The sequence below is a fragment of the Allobosea sp. P1_B10 genome (assembly GCF_056406735.1).
In genome coordinates this window covers 264,302-282,800 of record NZ_JBFTZP010000002.1, presented here as the reverse complement: position 1 = coordinate 282,800, position 18,499 = coordinate 264,302, and the positions used below count along the sequence as shown (strand labels likewise).

18 protein-coding genes are annotated in these 18,499 nt (G+C 66.0%); 9 read left to right on the top strand and 9 right to left on the bottom strand.

The annotated features are described in order from the left end of the window. Positions 1 to 206: 206 nt before the first annotated feature. Positions 207 to 995 carry an SDR family NAD(P)-dependent oxidoreductase gene (locus AC1D2L_RS06035; protein ID WP_476844929.1) on the bottom strand — a complete coding sequence of 263 codons (789 nt, stop codon included), beginning with the start codon at positions 993 to 995 and terminating at the stop codon, positions 207 to 209. A 198-nt stretch (positions 996 to 1,193) separates the two neighbouring features. Here AC1D2L_RS06035 and rplS point away from each other — a divergent pair, with 198 nt between their 5' ends. Continuing rightward, positions 1,194 to 1,589: a 50S ribosomal protein L19 gene (gene rplS, locus AC1D2L_RS06030; RefSeq protein WP_476844928.1), complete on the top strand. Its 396-nt coding sequence runs from the start codon at positions 1,194 to 1,196 to the stop codon at positions 1,587 to 1,589. An 85-nt stretch (positions 1,590 to 1,674) separates the two neighbouring features. Here rplS and AC1D2L_RS06025 read toward each other — a convergent pair whose 3' ends face one another. Further along, positions 1,675 to 3,147, bottom strand: a complete 1,473-nt coding sequence (locus tag AC1D2L_RS06025) for a methyl-accepting chemotaxis protein (RefSeq protein WP_476844927.1) — start codon at positions 3,145 to 3,147, stop codon at positions 1,675 to 1,677. Between the two features lie 586 nt (positions 3,148 to 3,733). On the opposite strand from AC1D2L_RS06025, the gene leuC reads away from it, so the two are divergent. From leuC to leuD, 5 genes are all read left to right on the top strand, one after another. After that, positions 3,734 to 5,155: a 3-isopropylmalate dehydratase large subunit gene (gene leuC / locus AC1D2L_RS06020; RefSeq protein ID WP_476844926.1), complete on the top strand. Its 1,422-nt coding sequence runs from the start codon at positions 3,734 to 3,736 to the stop codon at positions 5,153 to 5,155. A 25-nt stretch (positions 5,156 to 5,180) separates the two neighbouring features. Next, positions 5,181 to 5,426 carry a hypothetical protein gene (locus AC1D2L_RS06015; protein ID WP_476844925.1) on the top strand — a complete coding sequence of 82 codons (246 nt, stop codon included), beginning with the start codon at positions 5,181 to 5,183 and terminating at the stop codon, positions 5,424 to 5,426. Positions 5,427 to 5,551: 125 nt separating this feature from the next. Then, complete coding sequence (locus tag AC1D2L_RS06010; RefSeq protein WP_476845221.1) at positions 5,552 to 5,914, top strand: metallopeptidase family protein; 363 nt, start codon at positions 5,552 to 5,554, stop codon at positions 5,912 to 5,914. Between the two features lie 14 nt (positions 5,915 to 5,928). After that, entirely contained in the window at positions 5,929 to 6,546 is a 618-nt protein-coding gene (locus AC1D2L_RS06005) for a LysE family translocator (RefSeq protein WP_476844924.1), read from the top strand. Between the two features lie 43 nt (positions 6,547 to 6,589). Next, positions 6,590 to 7,192, top strand: coding sequence for a 3-isopropylmalate dehydratase small subunit (leuD, locus tag AC1D2L_RS06000; RefSeq protein ID WP_476844923.1), 603 nt, complete (start codon positions 6,590 to 6,592; stop codon positions 7,190 to 7,192). Positions 7,193 to 7,272: 80 nt separating this feature from the next. Here the strand turns inward: leuD and AC1D2L_RS05995 are convergent, their stop codons facing one another. Further along, positions 7,273 to 8,067 carry a DUF4394 domain-containing protein gene (locus AC1D2L_RS05995; RefSeq protein WP_476844922.1) on the bottom strand — a complete coding sequence of 265 codons (795 nt, stop codon included), beginning with the start codon at positions 8,065 to 8,067 and terminating at the stop codon, positions 7,273 to 7,275. A gap of 196 nt (positions 8,068 to 8,263) precedes the next feature. Here AC1D2L_RS05995 and AC1D2L_RS05990 point away from each other — a divergent pair, with 196 nt between their 5' ends. The 3 genes from AC1D2L_RS05990 to AC1D2L_RS05980 all read left to right on the top strand — a co-directional run bounded on the left by AC1D2L_RS05990 (position 8,264) and on the right by AC1D2L_RS05980 (position 10,370). Beyond that, a complete protein-coding gene (locus tag AC1D2L_RS05990; protein ID WP_476844921.1) occupies positions 8,264 to 8,827 on the top strand; it encodes a sigma-70 family RNA polymerase sigma factor in 564 nt (187 codons plus the stop codon). Beyond that, positions 8,824 to 9,570: an anti-sigma factor gene (locus AC1D2L_RS05985; RefSeq protein WP_476844920.1), complete on the top strand. Its 747-nt coding sequence runs from the start codon at positions 8,824 to 8,826 to the stop codon at positions 9,568 to 9,570. Before AC1D2L_RS05990 ends, AC1D2L_RS05985 begins: the two co-directional genes overlap by 4 nt. Positions 9,571 to 9,707: 137 nt before the next feature. Next, positions 9,708 to 10,370 (top strand): HAD family hydrolase, encoded by a 663-nt coding sequence (locus AC1D2L_RS05980; protein ID WP_476844919.1) that lies wholly within the window; start codon positions 9,708 to 9,710, stop codon positions 10,368 to 10,370. A 201-nt stretch (positions 10,371 to 10,571) separates the two neighbouring features. On the opposite strand, the gene AC1D2L_RS05975 is transcribed toward AC1D2L_RS05980, so the two are convergent. From AC1D2L_RS05975 to AC1D2L_RS05950, 6 genes are all read right to left on the bottom strand, one after another. Then, positions 10,572 to 11,663 (bottom strand): ATP-dependent DNA helicase, encoded by a 1,092-nt coding sequence (locus tag AC1D2L_RS05975; RefSeq protein ID WP_476844918.1) that lies wholly within the window; start codon positions 11,661 to 11,663, stop codon positions 10,572 to 10,574. Positions 11,664 to 11,762: 99 nt separating this feature from the next. Next, positions 11,763 to 12,566 (bottom strand): 4-hydroxy-tetrahydrodipicolinate reductase, encoded by an 804-nt coding sequence (dapB, locus tag AC1D2L_RS05970; RefSeq protein WP_476844917.1) that lies wholly within the window; start codon positions 12,564 to 12,566, stop codon positions 11,763 to 11,765. Positions 12,567 to 12,578: 12 nt separating this feature from the next. Continuing rightward, positions 12,579 to 12,857: a hypothetical protein gene (locus tag AC1D2L_RS05965; protein ID WP_476844916.1), complete on the bottom strand. Its 279-nt coding sequence runs from the start codon at positions 12,855 to 12,857 to the stop codon at positions 12,579 to 12,581. A gap of 65 nt (positions 12,858 to 12,922) precedes the next feature. After that, positions 12,923 to 13,597: an RraA family protein gene (locus AC1D2L_RS05960; protein ID WP_476844915.1), complete on the bottom strand. Its 675-nt coding sequence runs from the start codon at positions 13,595 to 13,597 to the stop codon at positions 12,923 to 12,925. Between the two features lie 150 nt (positions 13,598 to 13,747). Next, a complete protein-coding gene (locus AC1D2L_RS05955; protein ID WP_476844914.1) occupies positions 13,748 to 14,443 on the bottom strand; it encodes an SDR family oxidoreductase in 696 nt (231 codons plus the stop codon). Positions 14,444 to 14,613: 170 nt separating this feature from the next. Further along, the gene (locus tag AC1D2L_RS05950; protein ID WP_476844913.1) at positions 14,614 to 18,210 is read right to left on the bottom strand and encodes a hydantoinase B/oxoprolinase family protein; all 3,597 of its coding nucleotides are present in this window, start codon (positions 18,208 to 18,210) and stop codon (positions 14,614 to 14,616) included. Positions 18,211 to 18,499 lie beyond the last annotated feature (289 nt).

Below are 18,499 nucleotides of genomic sequence, written 5' to 3'. Positions count from 1 at the left end.
GTCGGGCGGCCGTCGGAGAGGAATACGTCAGGGCAGGTTCGCGCCGTTGGTTGTGGGGCGCAAGACAAAAATCCATTGCGCTCCGCGCCGGCGGCGAGGTCACACGGATGAAGTTGCCGCTCAATAGATCGGCACGCTCGGCGGAATGCTCGAAGTGCGCCGATCCCTCTCCGACCACACGCTCTGCAGCGCGCGGACGCCCCGCCCTACCGGTTGCGCCGCTCGCCGCGAAGCGTCGCCAGGCCGATGCCGGCGGCATCGAAGCCGCCATCGACGGCCAGGGTCTGGCCCGTGATGTAGCTCGCCTTGTCACCGCACAGGAAGAAGATGGCCTCCGCCAACTCCTCCTCCAGCCCGTAGCGCGCCAGCGGGATGGCATCGCGGTAGTCGGCCCGGATCTCCGGCGAATGCACCGCCTTGGCCATGGCGGTCTCGACCGGGCCGGGCGCGACGGCATTGACCCTGATGCCCAGGCCCGCCAGTTCCGCCGCCTGCTGCTTGGTGAGGTGCGCGAGCGCTGCCTTCGAGGTCCCGTAGGCAACGCGCAGCGTCGAGGCACGCAGGCCCGAGATCGAGGTGATGTTGACGATGGCGCCGCCGCCGGCGTCGGCCATCATCGGAGCCGCGAACTGCGTCGTCAGGAAGGGTCCGGTGAGGTTCACCGCCAGCACGCGGTTCCATTCGTCGAAGCTGGTCTCGAGCAGCGGCTTGAACACCGCCGTCCCGGCGTTGTTGACCAGCGCGTCGAGCCGCCCGAAACGCTGCGCAACCGCCTCGAACGCAGACTCGACGGCGGCGGGATCGGAGACATCGCAGGTGATCGACAGCGTGGCGCGGGGTGCATCGAGCTCCGCCATGGCCTGCGACAGCCCGACGGCATCGATGTCGAGCAGCGCGACCTGCCAGCTATCCGCCAGGAACCGCTTCACGGTTGCCAGCCCGATGCCGCGCGCGGCTCCGGTCACGAGGGCGACTTTGACAGCTGTATCGGACATGGCTTCCAAACCCTGTAGCGTTTACGGTAGGTCTGCTGCGACGGTATGCACGGCGCCAGCCCTCAGGCCAAATCGATTTGGCGGACGCAAGCCGGCTCGACAAAGCCCCCGGCCTCCTGTATGGCCCCGTCACTCAACTGAAAACAGCGTGCCGAACGCCCGCGTGCACACACGCGACAACGGCGAATGGAGATACCCATGAACATCATCGAACAGCTCGACAAAGAGCAGATCGCCAAGCTCAGCGAAGGTCGCGAGATCCCGCACTTCCAGCCCGGCGACACCGTCCAGGTCAACGTCAAGGTCAAGGAAGGCGAGCGCAGCCGTGTCCAGGCTTACGAAGGCGTCTGCATCGCCCGTAACGGCGGCGGCCTGAACCAGGCCTTCACGGTTCGCAAGATCTCGTATGGCGAAGGCGTCGAGCGCGTTTTCCCGCTGTATTCGCCGAACATCGATTCGATCAAAGTGATCCGCAAGGGCAAGGTGCGTCGCGCCAAGCTGTATTACCTGCGTGACCGTCGCGGCAAGTCGGCCCGTATCGCCGAGCGCGTCGAGGCCCGTCCGGCCAAGGGCGCCAAGCCCGCCGCCAAGTAAGCCCCGGCTTACATCGGCTGAAGTTTCAAACGCGGTCCTTCGGGGCCGCGTTTTTTTGTGCGTGAATTGCCCGAGGGGAGCGCGCTCAAGCCTGCGCGCGATCCCCGACGATCAGGGTCGAGAAGGTTGCAGCCGTATCCTCCAGTTCGCGTGCCGAGGCCTGGAATGCATCCGCAGCCTTGGCGACATTGCGCCCCTTGCCGATCGTCTTGCCAGCCTGGACCGCGAACGCGTTGACCATGTGCGAGACTGCACCGAAGCTGTCCACGGTCATCGAGAGGGCAGACCGGATGTTGGCGACCACCAGCGTCTGCTCGTCGACGGCGCGCAGAATGCCCTCGGTCGCGCCGACAATGGCCTCGGCCGAGCCCTTGATCCTGCCGCTGGTCGCAGCCGAGCGTTCGGAGGCCTCGCGTACCTGCGCGATCTCAGCGGCGATCTCGCGGGTCGCGGCCTCGGTCCGTGTCGCCAGCTGCTTCACCTCGCTGGCGACGACGGCAAAACCGCGGCCGGCAGTGCCCGCGCGAGCGGCCTCGATCGTTGCGTTCAGCGCCAGGAGATTGGTCTGCGAGGCGATGGCCCGGATCATGTCGGAGACGCGCCCGATCGAAACGACGGCGCGCATCAGTTCCGCATTGGTCGCCTGCGACAACTCGATCTCGGCGGAACTGGCCTGCACCAGCGCGTTGGTATTCCCGGCCTCTTCCCGGATCATCTCGATCGCGCTTTGCAGGGCCCGCGAATGCAGGTCGTTCTCGCCCACCTCGAGCTTGATCGTCTCGAGCCGCTGCAGAACCTCGCCAGTCGCGGTCTCGGATGCAGCCGCGATCTCGAGGAGCTGCATCGAGGTCGATTGCAGTGTCTGTACGGCCTGGCCGAACGGCCCGATGATCCCGTGCATGCGCCCCTGAAATAACCCGACATGCGCCTCGGCATCGCCGCGCCGCGCCGCCTGCTCCAGCGCCCTCTCCTCGGCCTGCCGACCGAGTTCCACGACGTCGCGTCGCGACCGGATCCCCGAGAGGAACATCAGGAAACTGCAGCGCAGCGTGGCGAGCAGCACGGCGGCATAGATCATCATGAAGACCAGCTCGGAGAATGCCATCGAGCTCGGCAGCATGACGATGTGCACGATGCGGCCGAGGATCACAGTACCGGAGAACAGGATCGCAGCGGCGGGCACGCTCGCCATGGCAAACAGGCCGGCGCAGACCTGCGCGGTGATCGAGATGCTGATCAGGTTCTGCAGCTCCGGCGCGACCACCGGGTTGACGATGATCGGCATCACCGCCCAGGGCAGTGCCATGAACATGGAATCGCGTATCATCCGGCCGATCAGCCGCTGCGACGGAGCCTTGGTCGTGAGCCGCTTGCGCAACGCCTTGAGCTGGTAAAGCGCAAGGCTGCTGATGGTGCACACGATGCCGACCCACAGCAGCGGAAAGATGAGCCAGCCGAGAAACACCAGTGACACACCCACCACCGCCGCTGACAACATGCTCGCGACGAGAAGTGGCGGCAGCACCGACATGACAGCCGCAGCCTGGGATGTACGCACGTCCTGCTCTAGAGAGGCAGCCGACGGCTCTATACGCAACAAGATATAGCTCAAGCGGACTAGTTTCTGAGAAAGAACGGAATCGCGACTAGACCTATCAATAATATTTTCCGGCAATGTCATGTCTATCCACCCGACGATGACGCATAGTGAACACTAGGAGGTGAAAAAATAGCGAATTTAATCATGCGCCAGACGCGGCCCGCACTGCACCGGCATTCCGCGCGCCTGCAGCGGCTCATGCAAATTCGTCAGGGCCGAAGCGGCCTAGGAATGATTGTATGGGCTCATTGGAACTGCTAAATAGTAGGGAATGTCTCGACCAGCCGACCAGTCACCGGGTTTGCGTTCCGTCCAGGAAGAGGGCCACCTGCCCGCCCTGCCGACGACGCAGGACTTTGTCGCGCTCGATGACCACGCTCGCTTGCCATGGCGCTTCTTCGGCCGCTTTTCGTCGTCGATTGCCGCAGGCCTTCGCAGCGCCTGAGCCTGGCTCCGGGCCAGCTGCCGGCGCTCACCCGCTTCCCGCGCGTGACGCCCTGATTTTTCTGATTTTCCACGTTCCTGTCATTCGAGGCCTTTTGCCATGACGTCTTCAGCCGCTCCGCGCACGCTCTACGACAAGATTTTCGACGACCACATCGTCGACCGTCAGGATGACGGCACCTGCCTGCTCTATATCGACCGCCACCTCGTGCATGAGGTCACCAGCCCGCAGGCCTTCGAGGGGCTGCGCATGACCGGCCGCAAGGTCCATGCCCCGCACAAGACGCTGGCCGTCGTCGACCACAACATCCCGACGACCGACCGCTCCAAGGGCATCGCGGAAGAAGAAAGCCGCATCCAGGTCGAGGCGCTCGCCAAGAATGCCAAGGACTTTGGCGTCGAGTATTTCAATGAGCTCGATATCCGCCAGGGCATCGTCCACATCGTCGGCCCCGAGCAGGGCTTCACCCTGCCCGGCACGACGATTGTCTGCGGCGACAGCCACACCTCGACCCATGGCGCCTTCGGCGCGCTGGCGCATGGCATCGGCACCTCCGAGGTCGAGCACGTGCTCGCCACCCAGACGCTGATCCAGAAGAAGGCCAAGAACATGCTCGTCCAGGTGGACGGCACGCTGGCCTCGGGCGTCACTGCCAAGGACATCACGCTCGCGGTCATCGGCGAGACCGGCACGGCCGGCGGCACCGGCTCGGTCATCGAATATGCCGGAGAGGCGATCCGCGCGCTCTCGATGGAAGGCCGCATGACCGTCTGCAACATGTCGATCGAAGGCGGCGCCCGCGCGGGCATGGTCGCCCCCGACGAGAAGGCCTATGCCTATCTGAAGGACCGCCCGCGCGCGCCCAAGGGCGCGGCCTGGGAAGCGGCCCTGCGCTACTGGGACACACTGCGCACCGATGAAGGCGCGCATTACGACCGCATCGTGCGCCTCGACGCCAACAACCTGCCGCCGATCGTCTCCTGGGGCACCAGCCCGGAGGACGTGATCTCGGTCGCCGGCGTAGTGCCCGACCCCGCGCTGATCGCGGACGAGACCAAGCGCAGTTCCAAGCAGCGCGCGCTCGATTACATGGGCCTGACCGCCGGCACGAAGATGATCGACATCCCGCTCGACGTGATCTGGATCGGCTCCTGCACCAATGGCCGCATCGAGGATCTGCGCGCCGTCGCCAAGATCGTCGAAGGCAAGAAGATCCATGGCAATCTCGACTACGCCATGATCGTGCCCGGCTCCGGCCTGGTGAAGCAGCAGGCCGAGGCCGAGGGGCTCGACAAGATCTTCCTCGCCGCCGGCTTCGAATGGCGCGAGCCCGGCTGCTCGATGTGCCTGGGCATGAACCCCGACCAGCTCAAGCCCGGACAGCGCGCCGCCTCGACCTCGAACCGCAACTTCGAGGGCCGCCAGGGCTATCGCGGCCGCACGCATCTGGTCTCGCCGCAGATGGCCGCAGCAGCAGCGCTGGCCGGCCACTTCGTCGACGTCCGGACCTTGGGCGCCTGAGCCGCGACAGCGGGGAGAGAGCGACATGTCGAGCGATCCCCGCGAAGCCGCACGGGCAGCTGAAGCCAAGGACGCGCTGGCGCGCGTCAAGCGCGACGACGAGAGCTTTCTGGGCTCCTCGATGGGGCGTGCCGCCGAACATTTTTCCGGCGGCGACGCGCCCGAGGGCGACCGGATCGAACTCTGGGGACGCCGCATCGGGCGTTCCCTCTCTCTGGTCCTGTGCATCGTGCTGGCCTGGTGGCTCGGCCATCAATTGAAGATCTGGTGATGGGCAGCGTACCGACGATTTCAGCGACCGCCTCCGCATCGGCAAGCGCCAGCGCGCAGGCCGAGAGCGGCTCTGCGATCACCTGGGAAGACGCCAAGGCGCCCTCCATCGCCGAATTCGAAGTGATGGCGCAGGAGGCGTTCGACCGGTTGCCGGAGGAGTTCCGCGCACTCTGCAGCGACGTGATCTTCAACGTCACCGAGTTCCCCGACGACGACGTCTGCAAGGAACTCGAGGCCGAAAGCCCCTTCGACATCCTTGGCCTGTTCTCCGGCATCGGACTGCCGCAGCAGGGCTACGCCCCGCAGACCGGCCAGATGCCCAATACGATCCATCTCTACCGCCGCCCGATCCTGGATTACTGGGCCGAGCATGACGAGACGCTGGGCGGCATCGTCAGCCACGTCCTCGTCCACGAGATCGGCCACCATTTCGGCTTCTCCGACGAGGACATGGAAGCCATCGAAGCCGCAGCGGAGCGCGAGTGATGCTGGCCGACCTGATGAGACACCTGCCTGACCTCGCACTGGTCTATGCGGCGTTCTTCCTCGTCGTCGCCAGCCCGGGCCCGAGCAATCTCGCGATCATGGCGACCTCGATGGAGCGCGGCCGCAGTGCTGGCGCGACGCTGGCGCTCGGCGTCACCGCAGGCTCCCTGACCTGGGGCATATTGGCCGCCATCGGCGTCACCGGCATTGTCGTCGCCCATCCCGGCGCTCTCTACGCGATCAAGATCGTCGGCGGCGTCTATCTACTGTTCCTGGCCTGGCGTTCGGCGCGTTCGGCCATGCGGGTCGAGATGCCCGCGGCCCGCCCCTCGGTCTCGGGCCACCGCAATTTCCTGCGCGGCTACCTGATGCACCTGACCAACCCCAAGGCGATCCTGAGCTGGACGGCGATCATCGCGCTCGGCCTGCGTCCCGACACGCCGCCCGTCGTGCTCTACGCCATCATCCTCGGCTGCATGGCGATCTCGCTGGGCATCAACCAGTTCTGGGCTGTCCTGTTCTCGACCGCCTCGATGATCTCCGGATATCGCCGCGTCCGCCGCAAGGCCGAGGCCTGTCTCGCCGCCTTCTTCAGCTTCGCCAGCTTCAAGCTGCTGACTTCGCAGCTCTAGATCTCACCAGTTCACTGCCACAAAGACCATCGGAGTTCCCGCCATGCAGCCCTTCACCACCCTGACCTCGACGCCGGCCCCGATGAAGGTGATCAATGTCGACACCGACATGATCATCCCTAAGCAGTACCTGAAGACGATCAAGCGCACCGGCCTCGGCACCGCGCTGTTTTCCGAGATGCGCTACAAGGAGGACGGCTCGGAGAACCCCGATTTCGTGCTGAACCAGCCGGCCTATCGCAAGTCCGAGATCCTGATCGCCGGCGACAATTTCGGCTGCGGCTCCTCGCGCGAGCACGCCCCCTGGGCGCTGCTCGACTTCGGCATCCGCTGCGTGATCTCGACCTCGTTCGCCGACATTTTCTACAATAACTGCTTCAAGAACGGCATCCTGCCGATCGTCGTCTCGCCCGAGGACCTCGAGAAGCTGTTCGACGATGCCGATCGCGGCTCGAACGCTACGCTCACGGTCGATCTCGCGAACCAGGAGATCAAGGGCCCCGACGGTGGCACGCTCAAGTTCGAACTGGACCCGTTCCGCAAGCACTGCCTGCTCAACGGCCTCGACGATATCGGCCTGACCATGGAGAAGAAGCCGCGGATCGACGCCTATGAGGCCAAGCTCGCCCAGCGCGAATGGGCCTGAGATCAGCCTGAAATGTGAAAGGCCGCCGCTTCCCGGCGAAGCGACGGCCCTCTCGGATGGTCGTTCAGGTCACGCGAGCCTTACATCGCCGGCAGCGACGCGACATCACGCACCGGCGCACTGAGCCCGGTGACCTTCCCGACCATCGAGGCCTTGCCGGTGGCGAGGTCGACCTTGTGCAGGGCCCCGTCCGCCAGCAGCCAACCCGTATTCGAGCCATCCGCGGCGGTCTCGATGTCGAAGGCGATCGCCTTGGGCATCACGCCAAGCTTGCCCACCGCGCCGAGCACGCCGTCATTGGGCGGTGCCTGCTTGATCAATCCGCCGATCTTGGCGTCGATATCGTAGAGTACCGTCTCCTTGGCGCCTTTCATGGCGTTCACATAGGCGCCAGCCACGATCATCGGGCCCTCGCCCTTGTGCATATCGGTCTCGGCGAATTTCAGCTTTCCATCGACCGTGGTCTTGCCGTCGTCGACATTGACCCGCAGGTTCGTCCCGTCCGAACCGATCACGCGCATCCGGTCGGCCACCGGGTTGAAATCGACCGTGGCCATGGCGCTCGCAGACAGCACCGTGTCCATCTTCGACTTCATCGTCGCCTTGCCGTCCTTGTCGACGGTGTAGATCGTGCCGTCCACGGTCAGCGCGTAGAGCATGCCGTCCGCCGGCCGGACATCGATGCCGGCGATCTTGCCGCTGATCCCTGTGACCTTCATCGACTTGCCCGCCTTCTGGGTCGCGGTGTCGATCATGGTCAGCGTGTCGTCGCCGGTCAGCGCCGCCAGCATTCCGGCCTGGGCCGCCAGCGGCAGGGCGAGCGAGGCGCCCAGCATTGTCGAGGCGATCAGCGCGAGGCGCGTTGTCTTGGTCATGTCGTCATCCTCCGGTTGGTGTCGTCGCGGCGCCGTGGCCCCTTGGGGAACTCGGCACTCCAACCGGGTAAGCCGGGCGGCGCGCTGCGGATGCGCGCTGAAAAATAAAGAAAATCGCTGCATCCAGCAGGTGAAGCGACGTGTAGTCTCTGGCCGGGATCGGTACGGCGCACCTCTTGCGGGCAAGGAGACAAGGATGGCGGTCGACGCGATGCAACCAGACAAGGCCGCAATGATCGAGGCCGCGCTGCTTGCCTGTGCCGCCGGAGATAAATTGGCGCTGAAGCGCATCTACGATGCGGAGTCGCCGCGTATGCTCGGTGTTGCCCAGCGTCTGCTGAAGCGTCGCGCCTTGGCCGAGGAGGCCGTGCAGGATGCGTTCGTGCTGGTCTGGCGCCATGCCGCGCGGTTCGATCCGCAGCGCGGCGGCGGCCTGACCTGGATCTACGCGATCCTGCGCAACCGGTCGCTCTCGATCCTGCGGGACGAGAAGCGCACCGAGACCAGCGATACGCCCGTCGCAGAGGAAGCGGCGAGCGAAGAGGACGATCCGGAAACCGTGATGTCGAAGCTGTCGGACGCAAAGGCCTTGCGAGGCTGCCTGGAGACCCTGCCTCCGCAGCGGCGCGGAATCGTGCTGCTGGCCTTCGTCCAGGGCCTCACCCATGGCGAGATCGCGGGCCGCTTGAGCCTGCCGATCGGCACCGTAAAATCCTGGATCAGGCGCTCGCTGCTCTCGCTCAGGGAGTGCCTCGGATGAACTCTCCCCCCGGCATCATGCAGCCAGAGGACGAGCGCGACGCCCGCGCCGGCGAATATGCGCTGGGCCTGCTCGAAGGCGCGGACCTCGCGGCGTTCGAGCTCCAGCTGGAGCGCGACAGTGCACTGGCGGCCTCGGTCGAACGCTGGCGCGCCCGTTTCGCCGCGATCGACGCTACCGCGAAGCCGATCCCGCCCTCGCCCGTGCTGTGGCAACGGATCGAGGCGGGCATCGCCAACATCCTCCCCGCCGCGGAGCGTGGTCGCGACAGGGCGCTCAAGGCCGGAAGCAGCCTGGGCGACTGGTGGAACAGCCTGTTGGTCTGGCGCGGCGCGGCGCTTGCCGGGGCGCTTGCGGCGCTGCTGCTTGCCATCGGCCTCAACGGCGCGCTCGATCGCGCCCGGCGCCAGCCCGTGATGGTCGCGGTGCTCTTGACCGATGCGAGTGTCGCAGCGGCCGTCGTCAACACCTTCGCCGACGGCCGCGTCGAAATGGTGCCGCTGCAGAACATTGCGGTACCCGAGGGCAAGGCGCTCGAAATCTGGACGCTCTGGGACCGCGCCTTGGGACCCAGATCGGTCGGCCTGATCGACCGCGCCCGCACGACGTCGCTCCGGCTGGACCGCTTGCCGTTGGGCAAGGACCAGCTCTTCGAGATCACGATCGAGAACGCCACCGGCTCGCCCACGGGCCGTCCGACCGGCCCGATCGTGGCCAAGGGCACAACCTCGCAGGCGCTGTAAGAGCATCGGCCTGACCATCCGACGCAGGCCCGTCCGAGCGATGCGGTTCGCAAGCGCGGTCCCCGGGCTCCCCGAAATCACCTTGGCGACAGCGGGCGTGCTCCCTTAGAGAGGAGCCGAACAGGATTGCGCAGCCCATGATCGTACCGACTTCGCCCCGGAGCATCTTGCTCGACTTCGACGGTGTCATCGTCGATTCCGTCGCCATCAAGGGCCGCGGCTTCCAGTATAGCTATCCCGAGGCCAGCCCCGAGCAGCGGGCGGCGATCGAGGCCTACCAGCACGCCCATGGCGGCATCGGCCGTCGCGAAAAATTCCGTCATTTCGAACAGACGTTGTTTGGCCGGGAGCCGACGACCGAATCGATCGAGCTTCTCGCGGATCGCTACAGATCGGTCGTGTTCGAGAACGTCATGGCCTGCGCCTTCATCGAGGGCGCGCTCGGCTTTCTCGAGGATGCCGCAGCGCAGGTACCTCTGCACCTGATTTCCGGCACGCCACACGACGAGTTGCGGACCATCGTCGCGGCGCGCGGGTTGAGCGGCTATTTCGGCGAGGTCATCGGCGCGCCCACGCCAAAGAAGGCCGCCTTCGCCGCGCTATGCAACGCCGCCGGCCATGCCCCGGAGATGGCGGTCGCTGTCGGCGATTCCACCACGGAATACGATGCGGCCTGCGAACTCGGCATGCCCTTCGTCGCCATCGTCGCGCCGGGACAAGCCTCGCCCTTCCCCGCTTCAGTACCAACCCTGCCTGATCTCACCGGCCTAGCCGCGCTGCTCGGCTTCAACTCGCGCTGACGGCACCACCGTCATTGCGAGGAGCATAGCGACGAAGCAATCCAGGAGGGCGTAGTGCGCTGCCGCCCCTGGATTGCTTCGCTGACGCTCGCAATGACGATAATGCGCGAGGGCGAGCTGTCGCGCACCGAGACCTATGGCCGATCGTCGAGTTCATGGGTTCCGGGCTCGGGGCTTTCGCCCCGCCCCGGAATGACGGCGTCACACCACGACGGTGATCGTCTCTGCGGCGCGGGTCAGCCCGGTATAGAGCCAGCGCGCCCGGTGCTCGCGAAAGGCGAAGCTTTCGTCGAACAGGACGATGTCGTCCCATTGCGAGCCCTGCGCCTTGTGCACCGTCAGGGCGTAGCCGAAAGTGAATTCGTCGGTGTGCCGGCGCAATTCCCAGGCGATCTCGTCCTCGGTGCCGTCAAAGAAGTTCGGCAGCACCGAGACCTTGACCGGCTTGGCTGAGGTATCGTCCTCGGGCGTCACGCGCATGGTGACGAGCCCCTTCTTCGAGGTCTTCAGCTCCTGCACGATCCAGGAGCCGCCATTGAGCAGCCCCTTGCTCTTGTCGTTGCGCAGGCAGACGAGCTTCTCGCCCGCGACCGGGACTGTCTCGGTGCGGCCCATCAGCTGGCGGATGCGGGCATTGTAGTTGCGCCGCGTCTTGTTCATGCCGACCAGAACCTGGTCGCAGCCCATCACCAGCTCCGGATTGACGTCCGAGCGCCGGATCACACGGCTTGGCCCGTAGTCGCCGACCTCCAGCTGCCCGCCTTCGCGGATGATCATCGACATCCGCACGATCGGGTTGTCGGCCGCCTGGCGGTGGACCTCGGTCAGCATCACATCGGGCTCGGCCTCGGTGAAGTAGCCACCGCCCTTGACCGGCGGCAACTGGGCCGGATCGCCCAGCACCAGCACCGGCGTGCCGAAGGAGAGCAGATCGCGGCCGAGATCCTCGTCGACCATCGAGCACTCGTCGATGATGATCAGCTTGGCCTTGGTGGCGTTGCTCTCGCGGTTGATGACGAAGGTCGGGCTCTCTTCCTCGACCCCGCGCGAGCGATAGATCAGCGAATGGATGGTCTGCGCGCCCTCGCAACCCTTGTTGCGCAGCACCAGCGCCGCCTTGCCGGTGAACGCGGCGAAGACGACATCGCCATCGACCGCCTCGGCGATATGGCGCGCAAGCGTGGTCTTGCCCGTGCCGGCATAGCCGAACATGCGAAAAACCTGCGGCTCACCGGACTGCAGCCAGCGTGCGACCTCCGACAGGGCGGCGTCCTGTTGCGGGGACCAGTTCATGCGGGGGGGCTCGAAGCGGATTGCATGGCGCAGCATGGGGCCGAGTCGCGGGCCAATGGCAAGAGGCGCACTGTCGCGCAGGCGCCTCTGAGGCCCGCCTCAGCTCATCAGGCTGTCGAGGCCGCGCCGGAGCCCCGCCGTCTCGGACACGCGCCGCGCGGCGAGCAAGGTGCCCCCGACATAAGGCGCAGCCGACGTGCCGGCATCGTGGCGGATGACCAGGCGCTCGTCTGCCAGGCCGAATACCGCCTCGCAGGACAGGACGTAGCCAGGCATGCGCACCGAATGCACCTGCACCGGGTTGGGTGTTCCGATCGAACCGCCGCGCGTCTCGCGGACGCCGCCGAGCTCGGCGACGGGTTTTGAGGTCGCGGCCATGCGCTCGGCGGCAAGCGTCTCGGCGAGTTCCTGCCCGGTGCCCGACGGTGTGTCGGGCTTGGAGGGCGAGGCGTAGTCGATGATCTCGACATCGGGCACGTACTTCACCGCCTCGCGCGCGAACTTGCGCAGCAGCGTCGCGGTGATCGAGAAATTGCCTGCCGCCAGCACGCCGACACCGGCCGCTGTCGCGGCATCTGCGATCTCCGCGTAGTCGGCAGCCGTCATGCCGGACGCGCCGACCACGACATGGCGGCCTCCTGCAATGGCAGTCAGGACGTTGGCCTTCACGCTATCAGGCTTGGTGTAGTCGATCACGACATCGGACGGCACGACCAACGCTTCGGCCATGGTCGAGAATACCGGCAGGCCGTTGGCCGGGTGTCCGGCGGCCTCACCCAGATCCTGCCCAGCAGCCTTGCGGGAGATGCCCGCGACCAGTTCGAGATCGGGCGCAGCCGTGATCGCCGCGACAAGCGCCTTGCCGACCCAGCCGGTGCAGCCGGCGAGCGTGATGCGTATCATGGGGCAGTCCTTTTAGTCCTGGGAGGCCAGTTCCGTCGCCTGCGGTGTCGATGGCGAAGGCGTTGCGGCACGCACTATCGCGCCTGTCCCGCTGGCCGCAAGCGACCCGGCGGTCGAGACTGTCGAAATTCCGACCGACGCCGTGGTCGAGGCGACAGACACCGTCGTGGTCGCCGCGCCCCAGACCAGCGAGGTCGCGGTCGAGGCGACGCTGACGGCCGCACAGCCGCCGAGCGGCAGCAACAGTGAGAAGCCGCAAAGGCAGAGAATGAGGCGGGACGAGCAACGCATCCCCCAGCACTACGCGACAGCTGTGAAAATATCCCTAGCGAATGGAGCGCTGGACTGGCCGCGCGCTACAGCACGCCGTGCCGCTCGAAAACGGAACGCAAAGTCGCTCCGGCCAAGAGTTCGTCGCGGGTCGAATCCTCGGCTTCGATCTTCTCGAGCGCCAACGCGATCGCCTCCTTCGCCAGGCGCGCCGGGACGATGACGACGCCATCGACGTCGCCGAAGATGAAGTCGCCGGGCTCGACGCGCGCACCACCGATCTCGATGGGCTCGTCCATCGCCATCATCTCGGCGCGGCCCTTGGTGTCGAGCGGGCCGATACCGCCATGGAACAGCGGAAACTTGAGCTCGCGGATACGGCGGACGTCGCGCACCAAGCCGTCGGTCAGGCAACCGGCGGCGCCTCGCGCCATCGACGCCGTGGTCAGGAGTTCGCCCCAGGGCGCGATCCGATCGGTGGGTCCGTCGCAGCCGAGCACGGCGATCTGGCCGGGCTTGAGGCTGTCGATCAGGTCCATCTCCAGCGCGTAGGGGTTATGCCCCTCCGGCAAATGGTAGCGCTTCATGTAAAGGCCGGTGCGGGCAAAACCGCACAGGATCGAGGTGTCGTCGAGCGGACGCACGAACGGCTTCACGGCCTGGTTGGGATGGCCCAACTGGTCGAGCACATCCGACAGCACGGCGGAATAAAGCCGGCTCTTCAGGTCATCGAGATCGAGCGTTCCGGCGAGATCAGTCATCGTTGCCCCCTGGGTCGTCGCCACTCTCGGGGCAACGTTGCTTCCAGACTGCGACATCAGGGGAGGATCGGTCCAGTGCGAAGTCCGCAGGCCGGACCTGTCATTCCGGGTGGCCCTTGGGCCTCGACCCGGAATGGCGGCGCGGAGGCGCTACCAGGTGATCGCTTCGCCGGTGTAGTCGCGGAAGCTGTTGGTCTCAGCCATCCCGGAGGCGTCGATGGTGCGGATCAGGCCCGCTGCGCTGTCGGCAGGGGTTATGTCGGCGCCACCGCCGCCCATGTCGGTCTGGACCCAGCCGGGATGGAACAGCAGGACGCTGACATCGCGCGCCTTGATGCCATTGCCGAAGACCACCATCGCCATGTTCACGGCTGCTTTCGACGAACGGTAGATCAGATTGCCCGACGGGTTGCTGCCGATCGAGCCCATGCGGCTCGTGATGGTCGCGATCTTGCGACCGGTGCCTGCCTCGACATTCGGCAGAAAGGCCTGCGCCACCCGCAGCGGCGCATAGACGTTGACTTCGAAAACCTCGCGCCAGGCGTCGAAATCGACATCGAGCGCCGACTGCCTGTCGCGCGGCCCGTAGACGCCGGCATTGTTCAGGAGAACGTCGATCGGCTTGCCCGCAAGCATGTCCTTGGCTGCAGCGACGCTCGCGTCTGAGGTGACGTCGAGTTCGACGAGCGTGACGGCCGAGCCATGGTCCGCCGCGAGTTCCGCCAGCGCCCCACCCCAGGGGTTGCGCGCGGCTGCGACGACATGGTCACCTCTGCGCACCAGTTCCATCGTCAGGGCCAGGCCGATGCCGCGATTGGCACCGGTGATCATCCAGGTCTGGGGCATGAGTGTCTCCAAGGGTTCAGCGCAGCCCTCACCCTGAGGAGCCGCGCAGGCGGCGTCGCGAAGGATGCCCCAGACCATGCCGAAGCCTCCTGGATCATCCTTCGAGACACGCCCTGCGGTCGCTCCTCGGGATGAGGGCTACGAAGGGTTGCCTGCCGAGATAGGCGCGATCAACGCGCCTTTCCATACCCGCCGGCTGTCGGCGTGATCACGGTCACGGCCTCGCCGACCTCGAGGAAGGTCTGGTCGCTCGGCTTCAGCTCCTCGACCGCGCCCGAGAGCCTTCGCACCAGCGTCCGACCGAGTTGTCCGGGCTCGCCGCCCTTGACGCCGAACGGCCGCACCCGGCGATGCGAGGCCAGGATCGCGCAATCCATCGCCTTGCGGAAACGGATGGTGCGGCTGGTGCCGTCGCCGGCGCTCCACTGCCCCTTGCCGCCCGAGCCCGGCCGGATGTGGAAATCCTCCAGCACGACGGGGAAGCGCGTCTCGAGGATCTCGGGATCGGTCAGGCGCGAATTCGTCATGTGGACATGCACGCCCGAGGTGCCGTTGAAGCCCGGCCCCGCCGGCGAGCCCGAGCAGATCGTCTCGTAATACTGGTACTCGTCATTGCCGAAGGTGAGGTTGTTCATCGTGCCCTGCGAGGACGACATCGCCTCGAGCGCCCCGAAGAGCGTGTTAGTCACCGCCTGGGAGACCTCGACATTGCCTGCCACCACAGCGGCCGGATAGCGCGGCGACAACATCGAGCCCTCGGGCACGATGATCCTGATCGGCCGGAGACAGCCGGCGTTCATCGGGATCGCGTCGTCGACCATGACGCGGAAGACATAGAGCACGGCTGCCCGCGTCACCGGGGCCGGCGCGTTAAAGTTGTCCTCGCGCTGCGGCGAGGTTCCGGTGAAGTCGACCGTCGCCTCGCGCTTCTCGCGGTCGATGGTGATCTTGACCTTGATCGCGCAGCCCTGGTCCATCGGATAGGTGAACTCGGCATCGTGCAGCTTGGTCAAGAGCCGCGCCACGCTCTCGGCCGCGTTGTCCTGGACATGACCCATATAGGCCTGCACGACATCGAGCCCGAAGGAGCGGATCATCTTGCGCAGCTCCGCCACGCCCTTCTCATTGGCCGCGATCTGGGCCTTCAGGTCGTTGACGTTCTGGACGACGTTGCGGACGGGATAGCGCGCCCCGGTCAGGATCCCGACCAGTTCCTGCTCGCAGAAGCGGCCCCGGTCGACGATCTTGAAGTTGTCGATGTAGACGCCTTCTTCCTCGATATTCGTCGCCAGCGGCGACATCGAGCCCGGCGCCGTGCCGCCGACATCGGCATGGTGGCCGCGGCTGGCGACCCAGAACAGGATCTCCTCGTCGGCGTCGTCGAAAACAGGCGTGCAGACGGTGATGTCGGGCAGATGCGTGCCGCCATTATAAGGCGCGTTGAGGCAGTAGACGTCGCCGGGCTTGATCACCGGGTTGTTCTTGATGACCGTCTCGACCGACTTGTCCATCGAGCCCAGATGCACCGGCATGTGCGGGGCATTGGCGACGAGCGAGGCGGTGGTGTCGAAGACCGCGCAGGAGAAGTCCAAGCGCTCCTTGATGTTCACGGAATAGGCCGTGTTCTGCAGCGTCACGCCCATCTGCTCGGCGATCGACATGAACAGGTTGTTGAAGATCTCGAGCATCACCGGATCGGCCTTCGTGCCGATTGCGGAGGCCTGCACCAACGCCTTGGCGCGCACCAGAACGAGGTGATCCTTGGCGGTGAGCTTTGCGCTCCAGCCATGCTCGACCACGACCGTCTGGTTGGGCTCGATGATGATGGCGGGGCCCGCCACGCTCTGGCCGGGCGCCATCGCCTCGCGCCGCACGATTGCCGCATCGTGCCACTGCCCGCGCGAGAACAGTTTCGTACGCTCGGCGACCTCGGGCTCGCCGGCCTGTTCGGCCGCCGAGGCTTCCTCGAATTTGGCGCCGCCACCGACGGCCTCGACCTCGACCGCCTCGATCACCAGCGCCTTGGTCTCGTCGATGAAGCCGAAGCGCGCCTTGTGGGCGGCCTGGAAAGTCTCCTGCATCTGCGCGCGCGTGCCGGCCGCGACCGCAATCGCGGTGTCGGTGCCGGCATAGCGGATATGGGCGCGGACATGGATCGCGATGACATCGTCGGGCACGCCCTGCCCGGTCAACTCGGCGCGGGTCTCGCGGCTGAGCCTGTCGGCCACGCTTGCGATGGCGTCCGGCGCCTGCGCGTCGAGCGGCACTTCATGGGCGGCGGTGCGGGTCGAGCGGATTTCGGCGAGCCCCATGCCATAGGCCGAGAGCAGTCCTGAGAACGGGTGCAGCAGCACGGTCTTGATCCCGAGCGCGTCGGCTACAAGGCAGGCATGCTGACCGCCCGCGCCGCCAAACGAGTTCAGCGCATAGCGGGTGATGTCGTAGCCGCGCTGGACCGAGATCTTCTTGATTGCCTCGGCCATGTTGGCGACCGCGATCTGGATGAAGCCGTCCGCGACCTCCTCCGCGCTGCGGCCATCACCGACCTCGGCGGCCAAAGCGGCGAACTTCGCGCGCACCGTCTCGACATCGAGCGGTTGGTCCTGGCGTTCGCCGAAGATCGGGGGAAAATAGTCAGGGATCAGCTTGCCGACCATGACGTTGGCGTCGGTCACGGCCAGCGGCCCGCCACGGCGATAGGCCGCCGGGCCGGGATTGGCGCCGGCCGAATCCGGGCCGACGCGGAAGCGCGCGCCGTCATAGTGCAGGATCGAGCCACCGCCGGCCGCGACCGTATGGATCAGCATCATCGGGGCGCGCATCCGCACCCCGGCGACCTCGGTCTCGAAGGCACGCTCATACTCGCCGTCGAAATGGGCGACGTCGGTGGAGGTGCCGCCCATGTCGAAGCCAATGACCTTGTCGAAGCCGGCCGAGCGCCCGGTCTCGGCGAGCCCGACGACGCCGCCTGCCGGGCCCGACAGGATCGCGTCCTTGCCCTGGAAGAGCTCGGCAGCGGTCAGCCCGCCCGAAGACATCATGAACATCAGCCGCGCGCCGGTACGGGCGATGTCGAGTTCTTCCGAGACCTGCGCGACATAGCGGCCCAGGATCGGCGAGAGATAGGCGTCGACAACGGCGGTGTCGCCGCGCCCGACCAGCTTGATCAGGGGCGAAACCTCATGGCTGACCGAGACCTGCGGAAAGCCGATCTCGCGGGCGATTTTTGCCGCGCCCTGCTCATGGGCGGGGTAGCGATAGGCGTGCATGAAGACGATCGCGACAGCGCGGAAGCCGGCATCGTACTGCGCCTGCAGATCGGCCCGGATCGCGGCGGGATCTGGCGCCTGCTCGATCGAGCCATCGGCCAGCACGCGCTCGGCGACCTCGACGACATCGTCGTACAGTTGCTCGGGCTTGATGATTTCCTTGGCAAAGATGTCAGGCCGCGCCTGGTAGCCGATGCGCAGCGCATCTCGAAAGCCCTTGGTGGTGACCAGCAGGGTGCGGTCGCCCTTGCGCTCGAGCAGCGCGTTGGTGGCGACCGTCGTGCCCATGCGGACCTCGCCGACGAGGTTCTCGGGAATAGGCTCCCCCGCCTTCAGGCCGAGATGATCGCGGATGCCCTGGACGGCGGCATCGCTATAGGCGCCCGGATTCTCCGAAAGCAGCTTCCTGGCGTGAAGTTTGCCTGTGGGTTCGCGACCGATCACATCGGTGAAGGTGCCGCCGCGATCGATCCAGAAGTCCCAGCGACGATCGGTCATAGCGTAACCCTCCCTGCCCCGAGCGTCGGAGCCGCCTCAAACATACTTCATCGATAATTCGTCGATGACTTGTTGACAAGATATCGACGGCGATTACGATGGGTAATATGCAGGGACATGGCTGAGGGGCCAGACCTGCCGAAGGGGAGGATGTGACGATGCAAGCTTTGCTGGCAAACGCTAGCTTGCGGCCGAAATCTTCATGCCGCAACGACTTCCCCGCCCCTGAGCCGAACGCTCGCGCCTGGCGTACAGGGTCTTGCCGGACCGCTGCCGCTGCTTTGCCCGT

Bases quoted from the DNA above. Each gene is read 5' to 3' on its own strand.
- AC1D2L_RS06035 (WP_476844929.1), bottom strand. From the start codon at position 995: ATGTCCGATACAGCTGTCAAAGTCGCCCTCGTGACCGGAGCCGCGCGC.
- rplS (WP_476844928.1), top strand. From the start codon at position 1,194: ATGAACATCATCGAACAGCTCGACAAAGAGCAGATCGCCAAGCTCAGC.
- leuC (WP_476844926.1), top strand. From the start codon at position 3,734: ATGACGTCTTCAGCCGCTCCGCGCACGCTCTACGACAAGATTTTCGAC.
- AC1D2L_RS06015 (WP_476844925.1), top strand. From the start codon at position 5,181: ATGTCGAGCGATCCCCGCGAAGCCGCACGGGCAGCTGAAGCCAAGGAC.
- AC1D2L_RS06010 (WP_476845221.1), top strand. From the start codon at position 5,552: ATGGCGCAGGAGGCGTTCGACCGGTTGCCGGAGGAGTTCCGCGCACTC.
- AC1D2L_RS06005 (WP_476844924.1), top strand. From the start codon at position 5,929: ATGAGACACCTGCCTGACCTCGCACTGGTCTATGCGGCGTTCTTCCTC.
- leuD (WP_476844923.1), top strand. From the start codon at position 6,590: ATGCAGCCCTTCACCACCCTGACCTCGACGCCGGCCCCGATGAAGGTG.
- AC1D2L_RS05995 (WP_476844922.1), bottom strand. From the start codon at position 8,067: ATGACCAAGACAACGCGCCTCGCGCTGATCGCCTCGACAATGCTGGGC.
- AC1D2L_RS05990 (WP_476844921.1), top strand. From the start codon at position 8,264: ATGGCGGTCGACGCGATGCAACCAGACAAGGCCGCAATGATCGAGGCC.
- AC1D2L_RS05985 (WP_476844920.1), top strand. From the start codon at position 8,824: ATGAACTCTCCCCCCGGCATCATGCAGCCAGAGGACGAGCGCGACGCC.
- AC1D2L_RS05980 (WP_476844919.1), top strand. From the start codon at position 9,708: ATGATCGTACCGACTTCGCCCCGGAGCATCTTGCTCGACTTCGACGGT.
- AC1D2L_RS05975 (WP_476844918.1), bottom strand. From the start codon at position 11,663: ATGAACTGGTCCCCGCAACAGGACGCCGCCCTGTCGGAGGTCGCACGC.
- dapB (WP_476844917.1), bottom strand. From the start codon at position 12,566: ATGATACGCATCACGCTCGCCGGCTGCACCGGCTGGGTCGGCAAGGCG.
- AC1D2L_RS05965 (WP_476844916.1), bottom strand. From the start codon at position 12,857: ATGCGTTGCTCGTCCCGCCTCATTCTCTGCCTTTGCGGCTTCTCACTG.
- AC1D2L_RS05960 (WP_476844915.1), bottom strand. From the start codon at position 13,597: ATGACTGATCTCGCCGGAACGCTCGATCTCGATGACCTGAAGAGCCGG.
- AC1D2L_RS05955 (WP_476844914.1), bottom strand. From the start codon at position 14,443: ATGCCCCAGACCTGGATGATCACCGGTGCCAATCGCGGCATCGGCCTG.
- AC1D2L_RS05950 (WP_476844913.1), bottom strand. From the start codon at position 18,210: ATGACCGATCGTCGCTGGGACTTCTGGATCGATCGCGGCGGCACCTTC.